The sequence below is a fragment of the Chryseobacterium bernardetii genome (genome assembly GCF_003815975.1).
In the GTDB taxonomy this organism is placed as follows: Bacteria; Bacteroidota; Bacteroidia; order Flavobacteriales; family Weeksellaceae; genus Chryseobacterium; species Chryseobacterium bernardetii.
In genome coordinates this window covers 596,223-621,114 of the sequence record NZ_CP033932.1, presented here as the reverse complement: position 1 = coordinate 621,114, position 24,892 = coordinate 596,223, and the positions used below count along the sequence as shown (strand labels likewise).

Here is a 24,892-nt window from a genome sequence, read left to right as displayed (position 1 = left end):
TAAAAAATATGAGTGGACTTTTACTCTGTAAAATGAGCCGGCCTTTTAAGGTGCTCATTGCATTGCTCTGTATGGTCATAGGATTGTCCATACAGGCACAAACCATTACAATTGGTACCGGAACGTCAACCCAGAAGTATCCTCTAGGGGCTAGTTGGGGGTTTGAACGATCTGCGTCTATTTACACGGCCGCTGAAATTGGAACTGCAGGAAGTATTCTATCTCTTGGATGGAATTCTACTGGAACTTCAAATATTGGTATGCCCGTTAAAATTTATATAAAACCAGTAGGAACCACAACAACTCTTACCTCACAAACGTGGAGTACTCTAACTACCGGAGCTACTTTATTATATAGTGGAACTGTAGGGGCTATTCCAGTAGGATGGTATACTATTCCTTTACAGCTTCCTTATACTTATAATGGAGTAGATAATTTAATGGTTCTGGTTGAAACTAACTATGGCGGTTCGGGATCGTTTGCTACCGGAGCGAAGCTTACATATTCTAATGTTCCATCGGGGCATATGTATATTGAGCAGGATAGTACCCCTCCTACAACAAAAACAGGAACAGTTACAGCTAACAGACCTAATATTCAGATGACTTTTGGTACACCTCCGGCATGTTTACCTATGCCGCCGGGAGGAACTTTAAGTACAGGAACTGTTACTGCAACAGATGCTGTAATTAACTGGACCGCATATGTACCGGCTCCGGCACAAGGTTATGATATATTTTATAACACAACAAATGTACCGCCGGTAGCAGGATCTACCCCTAACTTAACGGTTCCGCCAGGAGCACCTACTGCTACTATAGGACCTCTGACTCCGCTAACAACTTATTATGTATGGGTGAGAGCAAGATGTAGCGCAACTGAGCAAAGTACTTGGTCTAATTCATTAGCCTTTGCTACACCGGCAACATGTCCGGCAATGCCTTCCAGCGGAACGATCACAACGGGAACAATAACGCCTACAAATGCAGTGATTAACTGGACTTCTTTTGGTTATACACCAGCAGAAGGATATGATATTTATTACAATACTACCGGTGCAGCACCTAATGGGACGACTATACCAATGCAAAATGTGCCGTCTGGAACATCAACAACAATAGGCCCTTTAATCCCGGATACAACTTATTATGTATGGGTAAGGGCAAGATGTAGTGCAACAGATCAAAGTACATGGAACATTTTACCAAAGTCATTTGCAACGCCACCTACATGTGTACCGGTTCCTTCAGCAGGAGGTTCCTTAACTGTAGGTACAATGACTCCTAACAGTGCTGTTGTTAACTGGCAGCCATCACCTTCGGCACCAGCTGGGGGATATGAAGTTTATTATACCACTACCAATACTCCGCCAATAGCCACTACAACAGGAAATGTTGTGTCAGGAACTTCTGCTAATTTATCTCCATTAGTACCGGGAACTACCTATTACTGGTGGGTAAGAGCAATTTGTACTCCTACAGATAAAAGTGCATGGGTTGCGGGACCTCAATTTGAGCTAGGACAAATAGGCTTTGGTACGCTTAAAAGTACTGAACTTCCTGTGAATTCAAACTGGGGATATAATTATTCTCAGCAAATTTATAAAGCTTCGGAAGTACTGGCAGCTGTAGGAACAGCTAAATTCATTACGGAACTTAAATTCTATGTAGAAAACCCTGCCCCTGATCAGAGTAAATATAATGAGTGGGTTGTTTATATGGGGAATACAACACAGAATAATTTTGCAACAACATCAAGCTGGGTACCATTCTCTTCATTGAAACAGGTTTGGTCAGGAACCCTACCAACAATGGTATCGGGAACTTGGGTTACTATACCGTTAACAAGCCCTTTACTTTGGGATGGAACGAGTAATATTGTGGTTGCTGTAGACGAAAATGTACCAAACTATTCATCAACTCCATATGCTAACTGGAGAGCTTTTGCCGGAGGAACTCCAGAAAGAGGACTGCAGTATAGAAGTGATGGTACTAATCCTGATCCAGCTTCTCCACCATCAGGAACGAGACAGGCAAATATTCCACAGATTGTCCTTAAGGCTATAGAACTGGTACCTTGTACAACAGCACCTCCTACTAATATTAAAGTAAATAATATTACAGCAAGTACAGCTGTTGTTTCATGGACACCTTCAATAGGAGCTACTTATAAATTACAGTATAGACCATCTTCGGGTGGAGCTTGGAAAGTAATTGATATTACAGCGCCATTAACAAGCAGCTGGCCACTATATAATTTGTCAGATGCAACTCAGTATGACGTTCAGATTGCAACAATCTGTAGTGGAACTCAGGGAGCTTTTTCTCCTAGCACTCAGTTTACAACACTAGCCCTTACGTATTGTACTAATGTACCTCCTGCGGGTAGTACGCCAAGTGGGTATATTGGTAAAGTAGTGGTTACCCCTACAAATGCTCCGTTAATGGTTAGCACTTCCGGATATGACGGATATAAGGATTATTCTGCTGATCCTACAAGATTGGTTACTTTGGTTAGAGGTACAACTGGTAATAAAATCAGTATTACAAAATTCTGGCCTGGAAGTTCATCAAGCTATGGAGTAGGAGTATGGATTGACCTTAACAGAAATGGTATTTTTGAAGCGAGCGAAAGAGTAGTTAATGCTGCCAGCAGCACTACAAACCCTGTTGGAACTGTAGCAGCTGGATTTACAATAGCACTTCCGCCTGATATTGCTACTTATGATGGGACTCTTCTTACCCGTATGCGTGTAGTAATGATGGATGGTACTGTTACTTCTCCATGTTCATCATTTGCATCATATAATGAAGGAGAAGTTGAAGATTATGCTGTAAGACTAATTGATCAGCCAGTATGTACAACGAATCCTCCGACAAACATTACAGTTTCAAACATTACAGATACAAGTGCTACATTCTCATGGTTAGCAGCTACAGGTGCTACCTATCAATTGAGATATAGAGAGGTTGGAACTGCCACTTGGACAACAGTTACTCCTGTACCAGCACCAGGGAACGTTTATACTGTTCCTGCTACATCTCCTTTGAAAGAACAAACAAAATATGAAGTACAGGTAGCAACGAAATGTACTACTACTTTCGGATCTTGGTCAGCTTCAGTACAGTTTACAACACTGCCATTACAGTATTGCCCTGTAACAGGAAGTGGAGATAATGATCATATTTCGAATGTTACAGTTATTTCTTCTAACTCAGGGGTACCGCCAATGAGCAACACTACTGTTCAGAATTCATATACTAGTTATACAACACCGGCAACACTTATTACTCTAGATGCTGGTTCTAGTGATAATAAAATTACTGTTGCAAAAGGGTGGACCGGCTCAACAGGTAATGATGCTGTTGCAGTTTGGATAGACTTTGACAGAAACGGACAGTTTGATGCTGCTGAAAGAATTCTTGGTTCTGCAGCCAGCACTACTACACCGGTTACGGCACTGTTTAGTGTTCCTAATGCACCTCCTGCTTATATAGGACCATACACAACTACAATGAGAGTTGTATTGAAACGTTCATCAGGTACAACTATTCCTACTGCATGCGCAAATGCTATTGACGGAGAAGTTGAAGATTATGCTGTAAGAATCAGACCATGTAGTAATGTTGCTCCAAATGCACCTACCTTTAGTACAATAACACATACAACAGCTGTTGTTAATTTGACGGGTGGTGCTAATACGGTAACTTATCTTGTACGATACAGAGTAGCTGGTACTGCTACATGGACGCAAATATATGCTTCTGCAGTATTAGGAAACGTTCCGCTTACCCTTACGGGATTAAGCCCTGCAACAACTTATGAAGTTGAAGTAGCTGCCGTTTGTGGAGGTACAACAGGTACTCCTACAGCTATTAAAACATTTACAACAAGATGTGATCCTACACCTCCTACAATAACAATAAGTAATATTACTGCTACAAGTGCTTTAATTACTTGGAACCCGGTAGTGAATAGTGCTATTTATAAAATGAGATGGAGAAAAGTAGGTGCACCTACTTGGAGTGCAGACATCAATCTTCCAACTACTGGTAATACATACGTGTTAAATAACCTGGAGTCATTTGTTACTTATGAGGTTCAGATTGCAAATCAATGTGCTGGTGAGACTTCTTGGAATAGTTTCTCAAACTCTAAAGTATTTACAACGGTAAGAATATGTGAAATTGCCCCTCCAGGATTAACAATTACTCAGTTATTGCCTACATCTGCAGAGGTTACATGGGATCCGTATCCAGGTGCAACATATATTCTTAGATACAGAAAAGTAGGTATTCCAAGTTGGACAGAAGTTCCTACAGCAGTTAATACTATTATACTGAATGGTCTTGTAGAAATGACGAAGTATGAAATGCAGGTGGTCAACATCTGTAGTGGAAAACCAGGAAATTATACTCCGCCTTACTACTTTACAACACCTACGGTAATTTACTGTAAGATGAAATCTGAAAATTCAGCAGGTGAGTATATTTCCAAAGTAACTGTTATTCCTAACGGAAAAGCAAAAATGGAAAATGAATCAAAAGCATCAAGCTATACAGATTATACAGGAGTTCCTAAAACATTTATCGAGCTAATCCAGGGATCTACAGATAACGAGATCATCATCGAGAAAAAATGGTTAGGAAAAACTTATAATGAAGGAATTTCAGTTTGGATCGATTTCAATAGAAACGGGGAGTTTGATATTTATGAGAAAGTATTTACTTCAGCTCCAAACACTACAACTCCTGTGTCTGGTAAATTTAGTGTACCGGCAGATGCTTTTGTAAGTACAACAGATTACAAATATGTTGTAATGAGAGTGGCCATGGAAAGAGACGGTGTTCCTGTGAATTGTGTTAATGTGAAGAATGGAGAAGTTGAGGACTATACGGTAAGAATTACTAAACCGGGAGTTCCTAATCCAATTAACCAAACAGATATCCTGATCTATCCTAACCCGGTAAGCTCAGTATTGTATGTTAAAAATATCAGCAAAAGAGCTAAATATAAAATTTATAATGCTGCAGGGCAAATCATAGCAGAAGGTATCTTATTAAATAACGAAATTAATGTAACGAAACTGATTAATGGAGTTTATGTAATAGATATCGATGATAATGGTAATACTGCTCAAAAGAAATTTATCAAAGAATAAATAATCTAAATTCCAAATAGAATAAGCCTTCAGAAATGAAGGCTTATTTTTTTGATTATGATAATCCTGAATTCATCATTTGAAAGAAGCAATTCAAAAAAGAACTCATATTCCTCAGATGAAATGCATAAAAAAATCCGAAGAAACAAATGTCTCTCCGGATTTAGATATCCTTTATAAATTAGTTTATTCAATAGAAAAGATGACCTTTTCAGTCTGCTCTTTTAACTCCTCAAGATTCGTATTATTATAAATGATACAATCTGCCATTTTGACCTTATCCTTTTCAGGCATTTGCTTTTCCATAATAGTCTGTACTTCACGGTAGGTTTTATTATCCCTATCCATTACTCTTTTGATTCTGATATTATCCTCTGCAGTTACCAAAAGAGACTTGTAGCATTGTCTGTTAAGTCTTAATTCAAATAATAATGCAGTTTCTTTAAAAACCAGATACTTGGTCTGCTGCTTTACCCATTGTTCAAAATCAATGCGCACAGCAGGATGTATGATCTCATTTAACTGCTGAAGAAGATCATTATTATTGAAAACCTTACCTGCTACAAACTTTCTGTCGTAAAGGCCATTCTCATCATAAGATTCATCCCCAAGAAGCTCTTTGATCTTAATTTTCAGCTCTTCATTATCATTGACAATATCTTTTGCCCGGTCATCAGAATAATAAACCGGAAAACCGAATTCTTCAATAAATTTAGCAACTGTAGTTTTTCCTGAACCAATTCCCCCGGTTAACCCAATAATCTTGGGTGCGGGTGGCTCGGCCTGTTGGCCTTCTGAATGTAATTCCTCCATAATTAAAAATTAATACCCAAAAACATCATTAAAACTGAACGTCTCGTCAAGTCTTACTCCTTTTTCAGTCATTTTAAGACTTGCCAGCTCGTTGTGAGCATCATGTTCAAAGAATAATAAATATTCGTTATCTACACACTGTTTAAGGAATTTTCCCTTTTCTTCCAGCGTTAAAAGAGGTCTTGTATCATACCCCATCACATATACCTGGTTAATGTGGCCTGCGGTAGGAATAAGATCTGCAGCAAAAACAACTGTCTTTTCCTGATACTGAATAACTGGGAGCATTTGTTTTTCCGTATGCCCGTCTACAAAGATGACATCCATTTTCAGATCCGGAGCAAAACCATAATTTCCGGTTGTAGGAAGAGGAAGAAAGTTCAGTTGTCCGCTTTCCTGCATAGGAATAATATTCTCTTTCAGGAAGCTCGCTTTTTCTCTTGCATTAGGTTCTGTAGCCCATTGCCAATGGTTTTCATTTGTCCAGAATTGTGCATTTTTAAAAGCAGGCCTGTAGCCTGTTCTGTCATCATTCCATTCTATAGCACCACCACAGTGGTCAAAGTGAAGGTGAGTAAGGAATACATCGGTGATATCTTCCTTTACAAAACCATATTTTTTTAAATTTTTATCCAAAGTATCATCACCCCAAAGCGAGTAATGTCCGAAGAATTTATCATCCTGTTTATTGCCCAGACCACAGTCTACAAGGATCAGTTTTTTGCCATCTTCTATAAGCAGGGAACGGGTTCCCAGTTCAATTAAGTTTTTTTCGTCTGCCGGATTGGTTTTTTCCCACAAACTCTTTGGGACGACACCAAACATAGCACCGCCGTCCAGTTTAAATTTTCCACATTGTATTGGATATAGTTTCATATATATATTTTGATTTATTTCTTTATTAATTTCATTTTCTCGGCAATTTTGCGGGCATCTTCATCCGATTGTTCAAGATGCGAAATGATGTTGTTAAAATCATTTTCCTTTCTGTTCTGAGAAAGTTTTTGCTTGATAAATATTTCTGTAGGTCTTACCTTAATCCCAAAAGCTCCCTTCATTTCCTTTTCCACAAATTCATTTCCCATATCTTTTACCATCATGGGACATTGCTGAAACTTTTCATATTTTGAGGTTAATTTATCAAGATGATTATACAGCTCATCCGGATTCATTAATTCTACTTTTCCATAGATCTGTACCGCCTCATAGTTCCATGTGGAAACATTAATGTGGTCATACCAGCTGCTGGAGATATAAGTATGCGCACCTAAAAAGTCACACAACACTTCGTCATCGTTTTTCAGGGTTTTGGCCTGCGGATTAGCCCTGGAAATGTGAGTTTCAATATAAGGATTTTCCGGATCACTTTCGTTCAGCATCATCATAGAATGAGTGGCCCGAATCTTATCCACCGAAGAGATGAGCAATGCAAAGGAATTTTCCCTGATAATTTCTCTCATTACCTCCTTATCTTCACTTCTGTATAATTTAGGAACAAACATAAATTAACAATTCTTCTTTTAAAACCTTAAACTTAAAACTCTGAACCAACAATCCTTAAAATAACTCTCCCGGATTTTTGGGTCTTGAAATATTTAAATGCTGGTAAGCCTTATCGGTAACCTCCCTGCCCCTTGGAGTCCTGATAATGAATCCTTCCTGAATCAAAAACGGTTCATATACCTCTTCCAGAGTTTCCGGGTTTTCTCCAATAGAAGTTGCCAATGCGGAAATTCCTACGGGCTTTCCTTTAAAATTTTCAATCATGACACGCATGATCTTATTATCCATTTCATCCAGTCCAAACTCATCTACATTGAGGGAATCCAAAGCATATTTGGTAATCTTGATCTCAATTTCACCATTTCCTTTTATTTCAGCAAAATCACGAACCCTTCTTAGTAAAGCATTGGCTATTCTCGGGGTTCCACGGCTTCTTCTGGCAATTTCAATAGAAGCATCTTCATAGATTGCCACACCTAGAACCCTTGCACTCCTTTGGATAATTGTTGATAAAAGTTCAATAGAGTAGTACTCCAGTCTGCTTTGGATACCAAATCTTGCAAGCATCGGCTTTGTAAGCATTCCGCTTCTGGTGGTTGCGCCAACCAGTGTAAAAGGATTCAGCCCGATTTGTACACTTCTTGCGTTAGGTCCTGTTTCCAGCATGATATCAATCTTGTAATCTTCCATTGCTGAATAGAGGTATTCTTCTACAACAGGAGAAAGGCGGTGAATCTCATCAATGAAAAGAACATCATTTTCTTCCAGATTAGTAAGCAACCCGGCTAAACTTCCCGGCTTATCCAATACAGGGCCTGAAGTAATCTTACAGTTCACCCCAAGCTCATTGGCAATAATGTTGGCTAAAGTGGTTTTTCCCAAACCTGGAGGGCCATGCAAAAGAACATGGTCAAGGGCTCCGCCACGTCGTTTGGCAGCCGTCACAAAAACCTCAAGATTTTCCAGCGTCTTTCTCTGTCCCGCAAAATCCTTAAAGCTTTGGGGACGAATCTGTTCTTCCTGCATCAACTCCTCTCGTGAGTAGTTTTCCTTATCTGGATGTAAAAAATCTGGCATTAATTCATTTCATTTACCTCAAAGATAGCAAATTTAGACTAAGATTGAAATGAAGTTTGAGAAAAGGTGAATTTGAAACTGAGATTAAGTTGGAGTCTGAGGTTTGGGCTTGCTAAGAGCCCAATTGAGATATTTTAAGTATTTTTGAGAGGAAAATTAAAATTTGAGTGATTTCATTTTAACAGGATGCTTCACTTTATTGAAATGCAGACAGAGATCGTTCATTTTCTAACCTTTAACCTAAATAAATGAAATTAATAGGCCCATTTAAGCAGGTTGTAACACTTGCCAATCTTCCATTAAGAGGAAAACTTACTGATGAACAATTAGAAATAATTGCTGATGGAGGAATAATTGTTGAAAATGATACCATTCAGAAAATTGGTGATTTTGAAACTTTAAAAAATGAAAATCCAACAGTAGAAATAGAACCCATTGCAGGAGAACAAGTGGTTCTTCCTGCTTTTGTAGATTCACATACCCACATTTGCTTTGGTGGAAACCGTGCTAATGATTTTGCGATGCGGAATGCAGGAAAAACGTATCTGGAAATTGCCGAAAGTGGTGGGGGAATCTGGAGTTCAGTACAGCATACAAGAAATGCTTCAGAAGAAGAATTACTGAAAACCCTGCTGGAAAGAATCAATTTTCTTGTAGAACTTGGGATTACAACTATTGAAGTAAAAAGCGGTTATGGCTTAGACGTGGAAAACGAATTGAAAATGCTTCGCATCATTAAAAAAGCTCAGGAATCAACCAAAGCAACATTAGTTCCTACCTGTCTTTCCGCTCACTTGAAACCCAGAGATTTTGAAGGTAGTAATCCGGAATACTTACACTATATCCTTACCGAAATTCTTCCGAAAGTAAAAGAAGAGAATCTGGCGAAGCGTGTAGATATCTTTATTGAGAAATCAGCTTTCCAACCTGAAGAAAGTAAAGAGTTCTTGCTTAAAACTAAAGGTTTAGGTTTTGAAATAACTGTTCATGCAGACCAGTTTACACCGGGAAGTTCAAGAATTGCCGTAGAAGTAGGAGCCAAATCAGCAGACCATTTGGAAGCTACCATTGATGAAGATATAGACTTCCTGGCACAATCCGATACCGTAGCAACTGCACTTCCGGGAGCCAGTTTAGGACTGGGTGAAAAATTTACACCGGCAAGAAAATTATTAGACGCAGGAGCTATTGTAGCCATTGCAAGCGACTGGAATCCGGGATCAGCACCTATGGGAAATTTAATTACTCAGGCTTCCATTTTAGCTACATTCCAGAAGTTAACAACCGCTGAGGTATTGGCAGGAATGACTTACCGTGCTGCTTATGCCCTTAATCTTGAAGACAGAGGAAAGCTTGAAGCAGGTAAGAAAGCAGATTTTGTGACTTTTAAAACCAATAATTTTCAGAATGTTTTGTATAATCAGGGTAGTCTGAAAGCTGAACATGTTTATATTAAAGGAAAACAGGTTGATTAACAAATAAAAATAATCAAAATGGAAGGAATGCCGTTGGAAATAAAACTTAATTATAAAGGTTTTTGGGATTGGTTTTTAACAAAAGAGCAAGATTTCTATAAAATTGTTGAAAAAGGAGACCAGGAAGCTATTGAAAAAGACTTTTTTGATGAGATTGCTCCCAGGCTGAACCATATCAATGAAGGATATTATTTTCTGACCGGGATGAGCAACGACTCTACGGCAGAATTGGTTCTTACAGCAGATGGAGAGATTAGTAATGTTGTTTTTGTTGAAGAACTTATTGCAGCAGCTCCTCAGCTTGATCATTGGAAGTTTACAGCATTGAAGCCAGCACAGGATATTGAAAAAGTAAATGTCACAATAGGCGATTACAGGTTTACCAAAGAAAATATTTTCTTCTATTCCAATGAACAGGAAGAGTACCCTGATGAAATTGACCTTGTTTTTGTATACGATGGAAACTCCGAAAATAAAGATGCAGTAACAACAGGAATATGCATTTTTTTAGATAGCTTTTTAGGAGAATTGAATTTTGCCACTCAAATTGATACTTTTACTGTAATAGGAAAAGACCAGACTAATCATGAGCTTATTCCTATTGAGAAGCTGAAAGATTTCCTGCTATGGAGGGAAAGAGAATTTACAGAAAAGTATAAAAGCGTAAAGAGAGCTGATGTGGAAGATGAGTTTTCTATTCTCAGAGCGACTCTGAACAATGAAAGACCTCTTATTGCCTGTATGAATCTTCCTTTGCTGAACTATGATGCAAAAGCTTCCTATCCATGGATCTCAGTGCTGAAATTCCACTATAACGGAGAAAACAATGATGGACTTCCCGAAAAAGAAGATTTTGAAAAACTAGGCAATATCGAAGATAAAGCCGTTGAAGATCTGAAAGAAAAAGGATACCTGTATATAGGCAGGGAAACTGCAGATAACATCAAGGAAAGCTATTTTGCCGGCAAAGACTTCCGGGAGATCTCTAAAGTCTTTAAAACCATAAAAGACAGCACTCCTGAATATAAAATCTCATTCAGGATCTTTAAAGATAAGTACTGGCAGTATTTTAAGTACTATAATAACGCTGTTTAAAATAAAAAATGTGGAAGAGTTTCTTTTCCACATTTTTTATGGATATAATGATCCGTCCGCTTAGAAGAATGAATGCGGTTTGTTCCAGCTTTGCTGTCTAACCATAAGTTCACTTATCATTATAAAAGTATTATATTTAAGGTTTAAATTATCTATATAATCCAGCGAAATCTGCGGGAAAATTTACCATTTTTTTAACCAGAATATTTTCGAAAAATACGCTTGAACCGAAGGACAAACAAATCATAAAGTCTCTCATATTTTTCATATTTTCTATAAGTTTTCTTATCTTGCACTGCAATTAGCGTTGATTTTTAGATCAATAACGCATTTTTCTATAGTTCTTAAGTGCACCGGAGAATCCGGAAAACCTGGATATTTTCTTATTTCTCAGTACTTTTTTTACAGCTATATCTTTTACCAGGAAGACTTGTCAATACTATAAACGAAAATATAAAAGATGAATTTTCAAAATTTTAGATCTACTTTTAACAAAGGGGTCACTATTCCGAGTTTAATATTTATTATAGGTACCTGTTTTCTCTCAGCAGTATATCCAAAACCTACTGAAAATATCCTGAATGAGATTAAACAATTCATATTTATTAATTTAAATTGGGTTTATGTATGGTCTGTAACCTTATTTGTTATTTTTCTGGTTTACCTGTTGTTCAGTAAATATGCCAACATTAAGCTGGGGGCTAATGACAGTAGACCTGAATATTCCTTCTTTTCCTGGATTTCTATGCTCTTTGCAGCGGGAATGGGAATCGGACTCATCTATTTTAGTGTTGCAGAGCCTATGCAGCATTATTCTTCAGAAGTTTTTGCAGATAACCATTATGTAAGCCGGGCTAAGCAGGCACAACTTTATACCTTTTTTCATTGGGGAATCCATGCGTGGGCTATTTATGGAGTAGTAGGGCTTTCTCTGTCTTACTTTGCTTACCGTTACAGGCTGCCGCTTTCATTAAGAAGCTGTTTCTATCCATTGTTAAAAAATAAGATCAATGGAAAATGGGGAAATGCCATTGATGTTTTTGCATTATGCTGTACTTTCTTTGGAATCACAACAACGTTAGGTTTTGGAGTGGTGCAAATCAGTTCCGGGCTCAATATTCTTCATATTACTCCGGAAAATAGTTTTACCTATCAGATCATTATTGTAGTTACTCTTGTCACTCTTTCCGTTATATCTGCCATTTCCGGAGTAGGAAAGGGAGTAAAGATCTTAAGTAATATCAATGTCATCAGTGTAATTGGTCTTTTACTTTTTGTATTGATATTGGGGCCCACGGTCTATCTGATCGGAAGTTTTACAGAAGGGTTGGGAAATTACATCAATAATTTTTTCAACCTTACTTTTAATACCCATGTTTATGAAAAGAATGCATTGCCCTGGTTTTATGACTGGACGATCCTGTATTGGGCATGGTGGATCTCATGGTCTCCATATGTAGGATTATTTATCGCAAGAATTTCAAAGGGAAGGACTATTAAGGAATTTATTCTGGCCGTTTTAATACTTCCCACATTATTTAACTTTATCTGGATGTCTGTATTTGGAAACAGTGCCATCTGGCTCGATTTAAATATAGCCAACGGCCAGTTAAGCCAGTTTGCAACAGATCCGGATGCCTTAATGTTCCGGTTCCTGGATTATCTGCCTTTATCTGAATTTACAGGTTTTTTCGTAATTCTTATTATTCTTATCTTTTTTGTGACGTCAGCAGATTCAGGAATATTCGTCATGAATAGTATTGCGACTAAAAACGCTGCCAAATCTCCCAAGTGGCAAATTGTTTTCTGGGGTGTTTTACTCGCTGTTCTTTCACTTCTGTTATTAAATGTAGGTGGTTTGAAGGCGCTTCAAAGTATGACGCTAATTACTGCGTTGCCGTTTTCCATTGTAGTGATTTTATTTATTGTGAGCTTAATGAAAGGCCTGGTAATTGACCAGAAATATTATGACAGAAATTTTTCGGAATCTACGGTGCCATGGTCCGGTGAATTCTGGAAAGAACGTTTAAAAAACATTGTATCTTTTAAAGATAATGATTCTGTAAACCGGTTTATCAGAGTGAAAGCAAAAGAAGCCTTTACTGATCTCCAACAGGAATTTGCTGCTAACGGAATTGAAGCCAAAATCAATCATCACGAAAATCCTGTCAGAATAGAAATAGAAATCCACCAGGGAGTTGTTAATAACTTCGTTTACGGAGTAGAGAATAAAATAAAAACAGTTTCTGAATACATCATTAATGAAGAAAATCTTCCGGATCTTGATGATAAGAAAACCCACTATCCAAGATCCTATTTTGGGGACGGAAGAGAAGGATATGATGTACAGTATTTTACCAAAAATGAACTGATTTCCGATGTACTGAAGCATTACGAACGGTTTTTAGAAATTATTTCTGAAGAACGAAATGAAATGTTCATCAGCAGCAACGCCAATGAGAATAAAGCCTGAAAAAGAAACTATCCGTCTTATAATGAATTCTTTGCAGAATGTGTAAAAGGAGCTTTTTTATCTAAACAATATTAATTAGCTTTACTGGATAGAATGATGTGACTAAAATTGAATTTAAAGGATTATGTTTCAAAATATTTGGCAGGGTAGATTAGATGGGGAAGAGCTTCTTTTCCATAGGCTATTTCAGAGAGTACAGGAAGAACAGAATTACGACAATATTTTACCGAATGATTTCGTTTTGCATGGATTTGCCGTAGATGAGGGAGTCAGGAGGAATAAAGGCCGTCAGGGTGCTAAAGATGCTCCCGATGTGATCCGGAAGAATATGTCTAATTTTCCTGTGATCCTTCCTGATTTTTCTATGCTGGATTTTGGAAATGTTACCTGTGAAGACGGAAATCTGGAGAATGCACAGAATAATCTGGCGAAGAATGTTTCGAAAGTTCTTTTAAAAGGCGGAAGATCCCTTGTTTTAGGGGGCGGACATGAAGTTACCTATGCTCACTATTTAGGCATTAAAACAGCTTTTCCGGAACAAAAAATAGGAATCATCAATATAGATGCCCACTTTGATAACAGGCAGCCGGAAAAAGAGGTGGGACCAAGTTCAGGAACAGGATTCTGGCAAATCGCTCAGGAAGGCCCTGTCAATTCCCTTCACATTGGGATCCAGAGAAATTCTAATACCTTAAAACTCTTTGATACAGCACATCAATATGGGATGAAGTATATTCTTTCTGATGAATTATTCTTTGAAAACCTTCCATCTGTTTATCAGCGTATTGATGACCTTCTGGAGAATGTAGATTTTGCTTATCTCACTATTTGTATGGATGTTTTTAATGCATCTATCGCTCCGGGTGTTTCAGCTTCAGCATATAATGGTATCTTTGCAGATGCAACCTTTATGCATTTTTACAGGCATATCTTAAAAAACAAAAAACTGGTTGCACTGGACGTGGCAGAAGTCAACCCGTCGTTCGATATTCAGGACAGAACGGCAAGACTGGCAGCTTGTCTGGTGAATGAATGGCTAATGATTTAAGATAAAGCTATATTCTTCCGATAGAGAAAATCATTCTTTTGTTGACCCTTAAGGAATAGAATTTGCTGACTTTATCGTGCTTTTAAATAAAAGCGCTCATAAATTCATTAGCTGAATTTAAAACAGAAATTATATTATGGAACAATTAATTGAAAACAAGCTTATTAAAGCAGATGAAGTGTTTTCAGTGTGGCGAAAAGTGCCGTTTGAAGAAAAGCAGAAATTAATCGCAAAAGCCGCAGAAATATTAAAAAATAATTCAGAGAAATTTGGAAGGATCATTACTACTGAAATGAATAAACCCATTTCCGAATCCATTGCTGAGGTGGAGAAATGTGCTTTAATGATGAATTATTATGCAGAGGCCGAAAACATTTTAAAACCTGAAAAAATACAATCCGAATTCTCTTATTCTGAAGTTCATTATGCCCCAAAAGGAGTAATACTGGGAGTAATGCCCTGGAATTTTCCTTTCTGGCAGGTGTTGAGGTTTGCGGTTCCTGCAATGTTGGCAGGAAACACTATTGTTTTAAAACATGCCTCAATTTGTTTCGGAAGTGGGAATGCCATTGAAGAAGTTCTTTTGGAAGCAGGTTTTCCGGAAGGAGTATTTCAGAACCTGGAAGTAGGGCACAAAGCTGTAAAAGAGATCCTTGAACACGAAGTTGTAAAAGGAGTTAGCCTTACTGGTAGCGGAAAAGCAGGTGGAGAAGTAGCTTCAATTGCAGGATTAAATATCAAGAAATCTTTACTTGAGCTGGGAGGAAGTGATGCATTCATCATTTTTGAAGATGCGGATCTTGAAGCGGCAGCACAAGCCGGAGTAAAATCAAGGCTTCAAAACTGTGGACAAACCTGTACAGCAGCTAAAAGATTTATCCTTGATGAAAAAATTGAAGACCAGTTTTTACCTATTTTTATTGAAGAATATAAAAAGTACGAAATCGGAGATCCTTTCGATAAAGAAACTAAGTTAGCTGGAATGGCAAGGCCAGACTTAGCTGATGAATTGGAAGCACAGTTCAACAGAGCATTGGAAAATGGAGCCGAAATTATTCTCCCTCTGGAAAGAGTTTCAGAAAATGAATTCAAGCCAGGATTAATCCGGGTTAAAGAAGGTAATCCGATTCTAAAAGAAGAGCTTTTTGGCCCTCTTGGAATGGTCATGATTGCAAAAGATGCTGAAGAAGCACTACGAATTGCTAATGATATTCCTTTCGGACTTTCAAACTCAGTTTGGACTCAAAATAAAGACCGTCAGTTATTCTTTATTGAAAATCTTGATTCAGGAACTGTTAATATCAACAGAATGACTAGTTCAGACCCGCGTTTTCCGTTTGGCGGATCAAAGGCTTCAGGTTACGGAACAGAGCTCTCTTTACTGGCTTTAAAAGAATTTGTAACAGCAAAGACGATTGTAGGGAATTAAGAGGTATATACTGTCATTCTGACAAGCCGAGAATCAGTAAGATTCTTCACTTTACTATGTTTCGTTCAGAAATCGAAGATTCGACGGAGTCAATGACAAACTACCCCTTATTTAAACTACTTACATTATAAAAATCCGTCTCATAGTTTATTGCTATGAGACGGATTTATTTTTGCATCTATTTATATTGAAGATTACTTCTTGATAATTTTCACTGATTGATTGGAGCCATCTTTAAGTGTCAGAACAATCATATATGAACCTGAGACTAAATCTTTTAAATCAAGTGATGAGGTTTGTTTATTAAATGTTTTTAATAATTTCCCTGCTATATCAACAACCGAAATATTTGTAACATTTGTAATATCTGAGATAGTAATATTTTCGGAGAATGGGTTTGGATATATTTTAATGCTGCCTTTATTATCTAAAGTTTCAATTACATTAAGGGTTGATGCTTCTTTAATATTAATGTCATCAATCATTAAATCATAATATTTAATATCATTTTGAGAATAGATATAGAATCCCAAATAGTAATTTCCTGAAGCTGTAGGTGTAATATTAATCGATTCTGAATTAACATTATTATTTATGATATTAGGGTAGTCTGCAATTGTATTGGTCATGCCTGCTGTTGTAGGTAAAGTTCCGTATGCTACTTTTAACTTTTCCTGATAAGGGCCCCCTTTAGCATATTTAAAAGAAATATTATAGGTCTTTCCTGCAGTTAGATTTATACTATTTGTAAAGAACCATGATTCTGAATAATTCATAGTATTAAATCTCATAACTTTTGTATTGGAGTCAAAAGGAGCACTGCCATTTGATGTCTTCCATGTAGTTGTGACTGAAGTACAGGCTGGGATGTATGGTATACTTACATTTTCAAAATCTATAGAGTAAGGGATATTAAAAGCATTACAGGGTGTTGTAAAGCTGAAAATAGAGCAAGGTGTTGTTGGATTGGAAGATGTGGCTGTATAGCTCACTATAGAAAAATAGTATGTTGTATAACTAGCTAATGGCGTATTGATAGTATAGCTATTTACATCACCTGTAAGGTTAGTATCTACTACATCATTTCCGCCTGGTGTAGTTCCTATTTTTAATTGATACCCTATTGCGCCTGGTATCAGATTCCATTTTATTTGTGGTGGTAGATTTATCCCGGGGGTGTTATTTAAAACAGTTGGATTGGTAACACAAAGAGAGCTTGTTGATACAATATCTGTATCAGACCATGGTCCTTTATGAACATCATCACAGTTTCCTCTTATCCAATAATAATATTTAGTTTCAGGTTCTAATCCTGATATAGTTACTGAATTAAAAGGTCCCTGAGAAGGTAGTGAACCTGATGGAATGGCATTATTTGCTGGGCGGACAGGTGATAAACTATAATAATATTCATATCCTTTTTGTGGTACTCCGAAAGAGAAATTTGGATACCAGTTTATGGTGAAAAAATTTGGTCCACTAGAAGGAGATTCTGGACTAATTTGTACAGGACAGGTTGTTTTTGTCGCAACAGAATATCCTTCTACGCTATAGCCTCCCATTCCTGTTGCCTTTGCAATATGTGAGTATGTTGACTGTATATTACCTCTCAAAGCTTGTATCCGGATTTGGTATTTAGTACCTTCATCCAATCCGGTAAGTGTAGCACTGGTTGTAGAAACAGGATTTCCATTAAAGTTAGTCCAATCACAGTTTCCTATAGTTCGATATTGAATATTATAAGCGGTGGCTCCCGATACGGCTTCCCAACTTACTTTTGCACTGTTGTTTGTTATATCATGTAGGTAATCGAAAGGTTTTATATTCGTCACAGGTAATTGAATACCTGGTGTCCAGGTATATTGCAATCCTGATGGTATTTTAATATGCTTTTCATAATTATTATCAGAAAAGATCATCTTGCTTGAGGAGGATGGTCCTGTAACAGCATGGCTCCAATCACAGGTTGTCCCTTTTGGAATGTTGTAAATTGTAAGTGGGGCTACACTATAGGTTGAACTTCCTCTTATACCTACCTGAGGGCCTGCAGATCCAGGTCCTGGATCAGAACAGTTTCCATAAATAATGTTAATAACTCCTGTAAGATAATTTAAACGGATTTGAAAATTAAGACTTTTAGAAAGATCGTTAGAACGACTTGAATGATTTTGCCATTGAACAACAAATTCATTTCCAAAATCCTGATATCTTATTTCGGGATTAGTTGCTGGCTGAGGATTATCTAATAGATTAAATCCTCCATTTTGACCAAATGCTGATATGGCTCCCTGATCACCTGCTGAAGTGTTTAGTGGCGTATAATTTGTTGGTGAAGCTGCAGTTCCAAAGGTTATAAAGCCATTGGTACTTACATAAACTTTATCAACCGCAACATCTCCAAAGGTAAAAGGAGATGATAGGGTAATTGCTGACGATATTTCATCATCGTATATTGAATTAGTTCCCGATGGAAATAGTTTGGTACCACCTGTAATAGGGGTGTAAGTAACTCCTGTCGTTTTTGAAAAAACATAGGTAAGAATGCTATTTTGAGAATACATCCTTATTCCCAATACTATAATACACAGGAAAATTATTTTTTTCATGTTAGTTATTAATTTTATGGTAAAGATACAATAAATTATATTTTTCGATTATGAACTAAGTTTTATTGATATTTAACAACATACTGATCCGATGAATAAAAAACTCCCGGAAATTAATTTCCGGGAGTTTTTTTATGTTTTCACAAAAGTAATTTTGTTTATACTGTTGTTAATCTCAACGTATTTGTTTTACCACCTTCGTATGATGGAGTAGCATTAATGTTGATAACAAAATCTCCTGTTTCAATGTAACCGTAATTATGCGTTAGCATATTTACCTGAATGATTGTTTCGTCGGTAGACTTTTTCATATCATAATAGTAAGCGTGAACACCCCAAAGAAGGTTCAGCATTGTAATTACTCTTCTGTTGCCACTGTACACGATGATGTGAGAGTTGGGTCTGTGTGCTGCAAGCTGGAAAGCGGTGTAACCAGAATGGGTCAGCGTAACGATAGCAGAAACATTGGTTGTTTTTGCAATTCTTACGGCTGCAAGACATACCCTGTTCGTAATGAACCGTTCATCGATGCAGTTATAGTCTTTCTCAATAGGTTCGTTTTTATGTTGGTAGAAGTGGGTGGTCTCAATGTTTTTCACAATTTTAGCCATGTTTTCCACTACCTGTACTGGGTATCTTCCTACAGAAGTTTCTCCTGAAAGCATTACGGCATCAGCTCCATCTAATACAGAATTGGCAACGTCATTCACTTCCGCTCTGGTTGGCGTTAAGCTGTTGATCATTGTTTCCATCATCTGAGTTGCAATGATTACAGGCTTAGAGTAAAATCTTGCTTTCTCTACCAGATTTTTCTGGATAGCAGGAACTTCTTCCATTGGAACTTCAACCCCCAGGTCACCACGGGCAACCATTAGGCCATCACATTCCAGTAAGATTTCGTCAATATTTTTAACCCCTTCAGGCTTTTCAATCTTCGCAATAATCGGAGTTTTGAATTTACCATTCGGATGTTTTGCAATTAATTCTTTCAGGTCGATGATATCCTGTGCATGACGTACGAAAGAAAGGGCAATCCAGTCTACCTCCATGTCAAGCATAAAATTAGCATCCTGTATATCCTTTTCTGTTAATGCAGGAAGAGATACCTGTGTATTAGGAAGGTTTACACCCTTCTTAGAACTTAAAGGTCCTCCCTGGATGGTTTTAGCCTTTACAGTATCTACTTCGTTAGTCTCAGTAACTTCTAATACAAGTTTACCATCGTCAATAAGGATTCTTTCTCCTACTTTTACGTCCTGTGGGAACTGTTGGTAAGTCATGTATACCTTGGTAGAATCGCCCTCCATCTTTTCATTAGTGAAGGTAAGGATATCTCCCGGATTCAGGTAAGATCCTTCTTTTACGACTCCTACTCTCAGCTTAGGGCCTTGAAGGTCTCCTAAAATACCCACTGAATAACCGTACTCGCTGTTTAGTTCTCTAATTATTTCAATATTTTTTCGAACTAAGTCGTAATCTGCATGGGAAAAATTTATTCTGAAAATATCAACACCTGCCTTCATCAGATCTAACATTACCTCCTTCGATGATGAAGCAGGCCCTAGTGTTGCGATAATTTTTGTCTTCTTTAAATACTTATTCATAATACTGGATAATTTGATAAAGTTCCTCTTCAGAACTCAGTGTATAATCTTGAATTGGAAAAACAAGATTTTCAGGGAGCAAAATTACGGAAAAATCAGGAAACTGTTCCGAACTATGCAAAATATATTCTACATCTACCTGATTATTTAATAAAAATTTAATGTTTTCTTCTTCTGTAAAGAGCTCGGTTTGAACTTTTTTTTGTTTACTTTCAGAAGATTTATTGGAAATAAAAGTAAAACAGGTCTTAGAAAACTTATGATAGGCCTCAAATCTTGGAAAAAAGTAATCATAATAATCCCCGTGAAAGACCAAATCTTTTTTTCTTGAAAAACTCAGATTATTAAGATGATTTATTTTATAGAAAAACTCATGAGCGGGTATATCTTTTGCTAATCTTACCAATCCTATGGCAATATCTTCAAATTCTATATCATCAAGATCATAAAGTTTTTGAATTTCCAAGTATATTTTCTTTTTTATTTAAAATATAAAAAGCCCTCTGTGCTGCTTTTTCTTCAGCCTTTTTCTTGGAGGTTTCTGTAGCATTGGCAATCTTTTCATCTCCAAACCATACATGACAACGGAACATGACTGCCTTATTGGCCTGTATTTCCTCGCAAGTTTCGTACTTTATATTTACCTTCTTCTTCTGGCTCCATTCGAGCAGGAGACCTTTGTAGCTGACAATTTTGTTCTCAAGTTTGTTAATCTCGGAAGGCGTCAGAAGTTTTTCCAGAATGATCTTTTTGCAAGTTTCATAATGAAAGTCCAGATAAACAGCACCAATTAAGGCTTCAAATAAGTTACCTGAGATATTTTCGCCAAGAGCCGAAGAATTATTCTGCTTCTGCAGCAGATCCGTAAGCTTAAGGTCTTCCCCTAATTTATTAAGATTTTTCCTATTAACAATCTTGGATTTCATTTGTGTCAAATACCCTTCATTAGCCTGAGGATAAGTCTGGAACAAATGACAAGAAATAATTGTACCCAAAACAGAATCTCCCAAAAATTCAAGCCTTTCATAATTGCTGTCTTGATTTTTAGAAGAATTTTTCAAAGAAAAAGCCTCGCGGTAAAGAGCAATATTTTGTACCTCTGTACCCAGAACTTTTCTAAGTTCGGTACTGAGAAAATAATCTCTTTCCGTTAATTGTCTTTTTCTTTTTTTGAGAAGGAATTTAGAAAAGTATTTCTGTAACTCCATTCATTGAATTTAGATTTTCTTAAATAGAACGCAAGCATTGTGCCCGCCAAATCCAAAAGTATTGCTCATGGCTACTTTTACATCTTTCTTCACAGCTGTATTAAACGTAAAGTTTAGTCTGCTGTCTATCTTTTCATCATCAGTAAAATGGTTAATGGTAGGAGGAACAACACCATGAATAATAGTTCCTAATGCAGCAATAGCTTCAATAACACCGGCCGCTCCTAAAAGGTGACCTGTCATTGATTTTGTAGAATTGATCTGAATATCATAAGCGTGCTCGCCTAATAATTTAGAAATTGCGTTGGATTCTGCGATGTCTCCTAATGGAGTAGAGGTACCATGCATGTTGATATGATCTACTTCATCAGCAGTTAAACCTGCGTCTTCCAAACAGTTTTTCATTACCAGATAAGCGCCAAGGCCTTCAGGGTGAGGAGCCGTCATATGATATGCGTCTGCACTCATACCGCCTCCTAATAATTCTGCATAAATTGTAGCACCACGTTTTACCGCGTGTTCGTATTCTTCAAGAATAATACATCCTGCTCCTTCTCCCAGTACAAATCCATCTCTGTCTTTGTCGAAAGGTCTTGAAGCTGTTTTTGGATCATCGTTTCTTGTAGAAAGTGCCATCATTGCATTAAATCCACCGACACCACTTGCTGTAACGGCTGCTTCTGAGCCACCGCACACAATAACGTCCGCTTTTCCTAACTGGATAAGCATCTTGGAATCAATTATAGCATTAGCTGAAGATGCACATGCAGATACGGTTGTATAATTCGGTCCATGGAAACCATATTCAATGGAGATCTGACCAGGGGTCATATCTGCAATCATTTTAGGAATAAAAAAGGGATTAAATCTAGGAATTTCCGTATTGGCCCATCCTAAAACTTCCGTTTCAAATGTTTCCAGACCTCCGATTCCGGAGCCCCAAATTACACCAACTCTGTTTTTATCTACATTACCTTCAATAATACCGGAGTGCTCTACTGCTTCTCTAGCAGCAACAAGTCCCAATTGGGTATTTCGGTCCATTTTTTTAGCTTCTTTCTTATCGAAATGCTGTAGCGGATCGAAGTTTTTTACCTCACATGCGAACTTGGTTTTAAAGTTTGTGGCATCAAAAAGAGTAATCGGAGCGGCTCCGCTCTCACCTTTTACAAGATTTTCCCAGTATTCTTTTGCATTATTTCCTATTGGTGTTATTGCTCCAAAACCTGTTACAACTACTCTTTTTAATTCCATAAACTTTGTTTAATTTCTTTTTTTGTTGAAGAATATTATTTATTTACTACTTCTTCGATGTAAGCGATAGCGTGTCCTACAGTAGTAATTTTTTCAGCTTGATCATCAGGGATTTGAATATTGAATTCTTTTTCAAATTCCATGATTAATTCAACTGTATCTAGTGAATCTGCTCCTAAATCGTTAGTGAAGCTAGCTTCAGGAGTTACTTCTGTTTCTTCAACGTCAAGCTTATCAGCGATGATAGCTTTTACTCTTGATGCAATGTCTGACATAGTAAATTATTTTTTTAATTGTTAGATGGTGCAAATATATAAAATTCTTGACGATAAAACATTTTTTTAGTCTTTTTTGTGGATAGAGTACCCTCATTTTAGATCTTATAAGTTTAGTCTTTTAGTTTTCAGCTATTTATATTGGGTTGTATTAGAGAGGTTTAATTTTTATTTTCTGATGAGCTGGCTTGTTTTGTGAATAAAACGTTTAAAAAGGGTCGGGTTTTGCGACTTTTGGAACAAAAATGAAGAAAAAGTTTGTCATTTTTTATCTATATTTGTGTGTTATGAAATTAACACGTTAGCTTTTTTAAATAACAAATAATCTTTTTAGGAATGGCTTATAGCTGTTCTTCTTATTATTATCTTATATTTAAAAGCTAAAAAATGAAAAATTTCTTTGAAAGTCCTTTTAAAGGCAAAATCATAAAAGACCATATTCGAAATCCCAATATTATTGCCGGTAAGTATTCTTATTATTCCGGATATTATCACGGCCACTCCTTTGATGACTGTGCCCGTTATCTTCTTCCGGACAGGGATGATGTTGATAAGTTAATCATCGGTTCTTATTGTTCCATTGGAAGTGGTGCCAGTTTTATTATGTGTGGAAATCAGGGACATCGTTATGACTGGATTTCAAGTTTTCCCTTCTATTATATGTCTGAAATAGAATGTTTCCAAGACAGCAAGGATGCTTTCGAATTGGCAGGAGATACTGTTGTTGGAAACGATGTATGGATTGGCACAGAAGCTATGATTATGGCTGGGGTTAAAATAGGTGATGGGGCTGTTATCGGCAGCCGTGCATTGGTGACAAAGGATGTGGAGTCTTATACTATTGTAGGTGGTAATCCTGCAAAACCCATCAGGAAAAGGTTTAGCGAGTATTATATTGCATTATTGCTTGAAATGAAATGGTGGGATTGGGATGAGAATATTCTTGAAAAGGCAATTCCAATACTCTGCTCTGCCAATATTGATGTGCTATATGAGTTTTATAGAGATAATATTCTGAAGGCACCTTAGGGAACCTTTTATATTTTGATCTTCAAAATAATAGGTGTTTCGCATTGTTTTTGCTGTCAACAATATATCAATCACCTAAATATTATCATATGAATACAGTAATCGGACTTATCGCAGGCAGTTTACGGAAAGAATCTTTCTCTAAAAAAATAGCAAAGGCCCTGCTTCCTATGGCGCCACAGGGTTTTGAATTTAAAATCATTTCAATAGACAGTTTACCAATATACAACCAGGATTTTGATGATTATAATGAGGTTCCTGAGTCTTATGTGAAATTCAGGGACGAGATAAGAAAATTAGCGGGTGTTATTTTTATTACACCAGAACATAACAGGTCAGTTCCTGCTGCATTAAAGAATGCAATAGATATCGGCTCAAGGCCGGCTGGCAAAAGTGTTTGGGATGGAAAACCAGGAGCAGTATTCAGTAATTCACCAGGGAATTTATCTGCATTTGGTGCTAACCATCATCTTAGGCAAAGTCTTGTTTTCCTTAATATTCCAGTAATGCAGCAACCGGAAGTTTATCTTCCACATATTGATAAGGTTTGGGATGAAAACGGGGATTTAAAAGATGAAGATGTGAAAGGTTTTCTTCAGAAGGCAGTAGAGGCTTATGCTGAATGGTTTAAAAAGAATAGTATCATATAATATATAAAGTATATACAATAAAAAAGCCACTGATAATTTTCAGTGGCTTTTGGTATTTTAGTGGAGTTGGAGGGATTCGTCACACGTTAAAAAACGGTTGTTTTATCATGTTTTAAGCCATATTTCATGAAAAAAACGAATGAATCTTTTACTCTTTTTTTACTCTTTTTACTCAAGTGTTCTGGTTAATA

The 24,892-nt window shown here is 37.0% G+C and carries 18 protein-coding genes; 8 read left to right on the top strand and 10 right to left on the bottom strand.

Annotation, left to right across the window (positions count from 1 at the left end; translation table 11 throughout):
* Positions 1-8: 8 nt before the first annotated feature.
* Positions 9-5,162 carry a fibronectin type III domain-containing protein gene (locus EG339_RS03025; RefSeq protein WP_123868810.1) on the top strand — a complete coding sequence of 1,718 codons (5,154 nt, stop codon included), beginning with the start codon at positions 9-11 and terminating at the stop codon, positions 5,160-5,162.
* 186 nt (positions 5,163-5,348) lie between these two features.
* Here EG339_RS03025 and coaE read toward each other — a convergent pair whose 3' ends face one another.
* Genes coaE through ruvB form a run of 4 tightly spaced genes read right to left on the bottom strand, consistent with a single transcriptional unit; the run spans position 5,349 to position 8,555 of the window.
* On the bottom strand, positions 5,349-5,975 hold the full coding sequence (gene coaE, locus EG339_RS03020) for a dephospho-CoA kinase (protein WP_123868809.1): 627 nt from the start codon (positions 5,973-5,975) through the stop codon (positions 5,349-5,351).
* Positions 5,976-5,984: 9 nt separating this feature from the next.
* The gene (locus tag EG339_RS03015; RefSeq protein WP_123868808.1) at positions 5,985-6,851 is read right to left on the bottom strand and encodes an MBL fold metallo-hydrolase; all 867 of its coding nucleotides are present in this window, start codon (positions 6,849-6,851) and stop codon (positions 5,985-5,987) included.
* Between the two features lie 14 nt (positions 6,852-6,865).
* Positions 6,866-7,477, bottom strand: a complete 612-nt coding sequence (locus EG339_RS03010; protein WP_123868807.1) for an FMN-binding negative transcriptional regulator — start codon at positions 7,475-7,477, stop codon at positions 6,866-6,868.
* Between the two features lie 55 nt (positions 7,478-7,532).
* Positions 7,533-8,555, bottom strand: a complete 1,023-nt coding sequence (ruvB, locus tag EG339_RS03005) for a Holliday junction branch migration DNA helicase RuvB (protein ID WP_123868806.1) — start codon at positions 8,553-8,555, stop codon at positions 7,533-7,535.
* Positions 8,556-8,803: 248 nt separating this feature from the next.
* On the opposite strand from ruvB, the gene hutI reads away from it, so the two are divergent.
* From hutI to EG339_RS02980, 5 genes are all read left to right on the top strand, one after another.
* Positions 8,804-10,030 (top strand): imidazolonepropionase, encoded by a 1,227-nt coding sequence (gene hutI, locus EG339_RS03000; protein WP_123868805.1) that lies wholly within the window; start codon positions 8,804-8,806, stop codon positions 10,028-10,030.
* A gap of 18 nt (positions 10,031-10,048) precedes the next feature.
* Positions 10,049-11,125, top strand: coding sequence for a DUF695 domain-containing protein (locus EG339_RS02995; RefSeq protein ID WP_228459694.1), 1,077 nt, complete (start codon positions 10,049-10,051; stop codon positions 11,123-11,125).
* 460 nt (positions 11,126-11,585) lie between these two features.
* Positions 11,586-13,598 carry a BCCT family transporter gene (locus EG339_RS02990; protein WP_123868804.1) on the top strand — a complete coding sequence of 671 codons (2,013 nt, stop codon included), beginning with the start codon at positions 11,586-11,588 and terminating at the stop codon, positions 13,596-13,598.
* Positions 13,599-13,722: 124 nt separating this feature from the next.
* On the top strand, positions 13,723-14,646 hold the full coding sequence (gene hutG, locus EG339_RS02985; protein ID WP_123868803.1) for a formimidoylglutamase: 924 nt from the start codon (positions 13,723-13,725) through the stop codon (positions 14,644-14,646).
* 136 nt (positions 14,647-14,782) lie between these two features.
* Positions 14,783-16,075, top strand: a complete 1,293-nt coding sequence (locus EG339_RS02980; protein WP_123868802.1) for an aldehyde dehydrogenase family protein — start codon at positions 14,783-14,785, stop codon at positions 16,073-16,075.
* A gap of 194 nt (positions 16,076-16,269) precedes the next feature.
* Here EG339_RS02980 and EG339_RS02975 read toward each other — a convergent pair whose 3' ends face one another.
* The 6 genes from EG339_RS02975 to EG339_RS02950 form a co-directional block, all read right to left on the bottom strand.
* On the bottom strand, positions 16,270-18,681 hold the full coding sequence (locus EG339_RS02975; protein ID WP_123868801.1) for a fibronectin type III domain-containing protein: 2,412 nt from the start codon (positions 18,679-18,681) through the stop codon (positions 16,270-16,272).
* A gap of 158 nt (positions 18,682-18,839) precedes the next feature.
* The gene (pyk, locus tag EG339_RS02970) at positions 18,840-20,285 is read right to left on the bottom strand and encodes a pyruvate kinase (protein WP_123868800.1); all 1,446 of its coding nucleotides are present in this window, start codon (positions 20,283-20,285) and stop codon (positions 18,840-18,842) included.
* Positions 20,278-20,751, bottom strand: a complete 474-nt coding sequence (locus EG339_RS02965) for an IPExxxVDY family protein (RefSeq protein WP_123868799.1) — start codon at positions 20,749-20,751, stop codon at positions 20,278-20,280. The genes pyk and EG339_RS02965 overlap by 8 nt, the downstream gene beginning before the upstream one ends.
* Entirely contained in the window at positions 20,729-21,493 is a 765-nt protein-coding gene (gene rnc, locus EG339_RS02960; protein ID WP_123868798.1) for a ribonuclease III, read from the bottom strand. The genes EG339_RS02965 and rnc overlap by 23 nt, the downstream gene beginning before the upstream one ends.
* A gap of 9 nt (positions 21,494-21,502) precedes the next feature.
* The gene (fabF, locus tag EG339_RS02955; protein WP_123868797.1) at positions 21,503-22,747 is read right to left on the bottom strand and encodes a beta-ketoacyl-ACP synthase II; all 1,245 of its coding nucleotides are present in this window, start codon (positions 22,745-22,747) and stop codon (positions 21,503-21,505) included.
* A gap of 35 nt (positions 22,748-22,782) precedes the next feature.
* Positions 22,783-23,022 carry an acyl carrier protein gene (locus EG339_RS02950; protein ID WP_002976354.1) on the bottom strand — a complete coding sequence of 80 codons (240 nt, stop codon included), beginning with the start codon at positions 23,020-23,022 and terminating at the stop codon, positions 22,783-22,785.
* 387 nt (positions 23,023-23,409) lie between these two features.
* Between EG339_RS02950 and catB the strand changes: the two genes are divergently transcribed.
* Together catB and EG339_RS02940 are read left to right on the top strand one after the other, a co-directional pair.
* Complete coding sequence (gene catB, locus EG339_RS02945) at positions 23,410-24,051, top strand: type B chloramphenicol O-acetyltransferase (protein ID WP_123868796.1); 642 nt, start codon at positions 23,410-23,412, stop codon at positions 24,049-24,051.
* A gap of 89 nt (positions 24,052-24,140) precedes the next feature.
* Positions 24,141-24,701: an NADPH-dependent FMN reductase gene (locus EG339_RS02940; protein WP_123868795.1), complete on the top strand. Its 561-nt coding sequence runs from the start codon at positions 24,141-24,143 to the stop codon at positions 24,699-24,701.
* Positions 24,702-24,892: the final 191 nt, after the last annotated feature.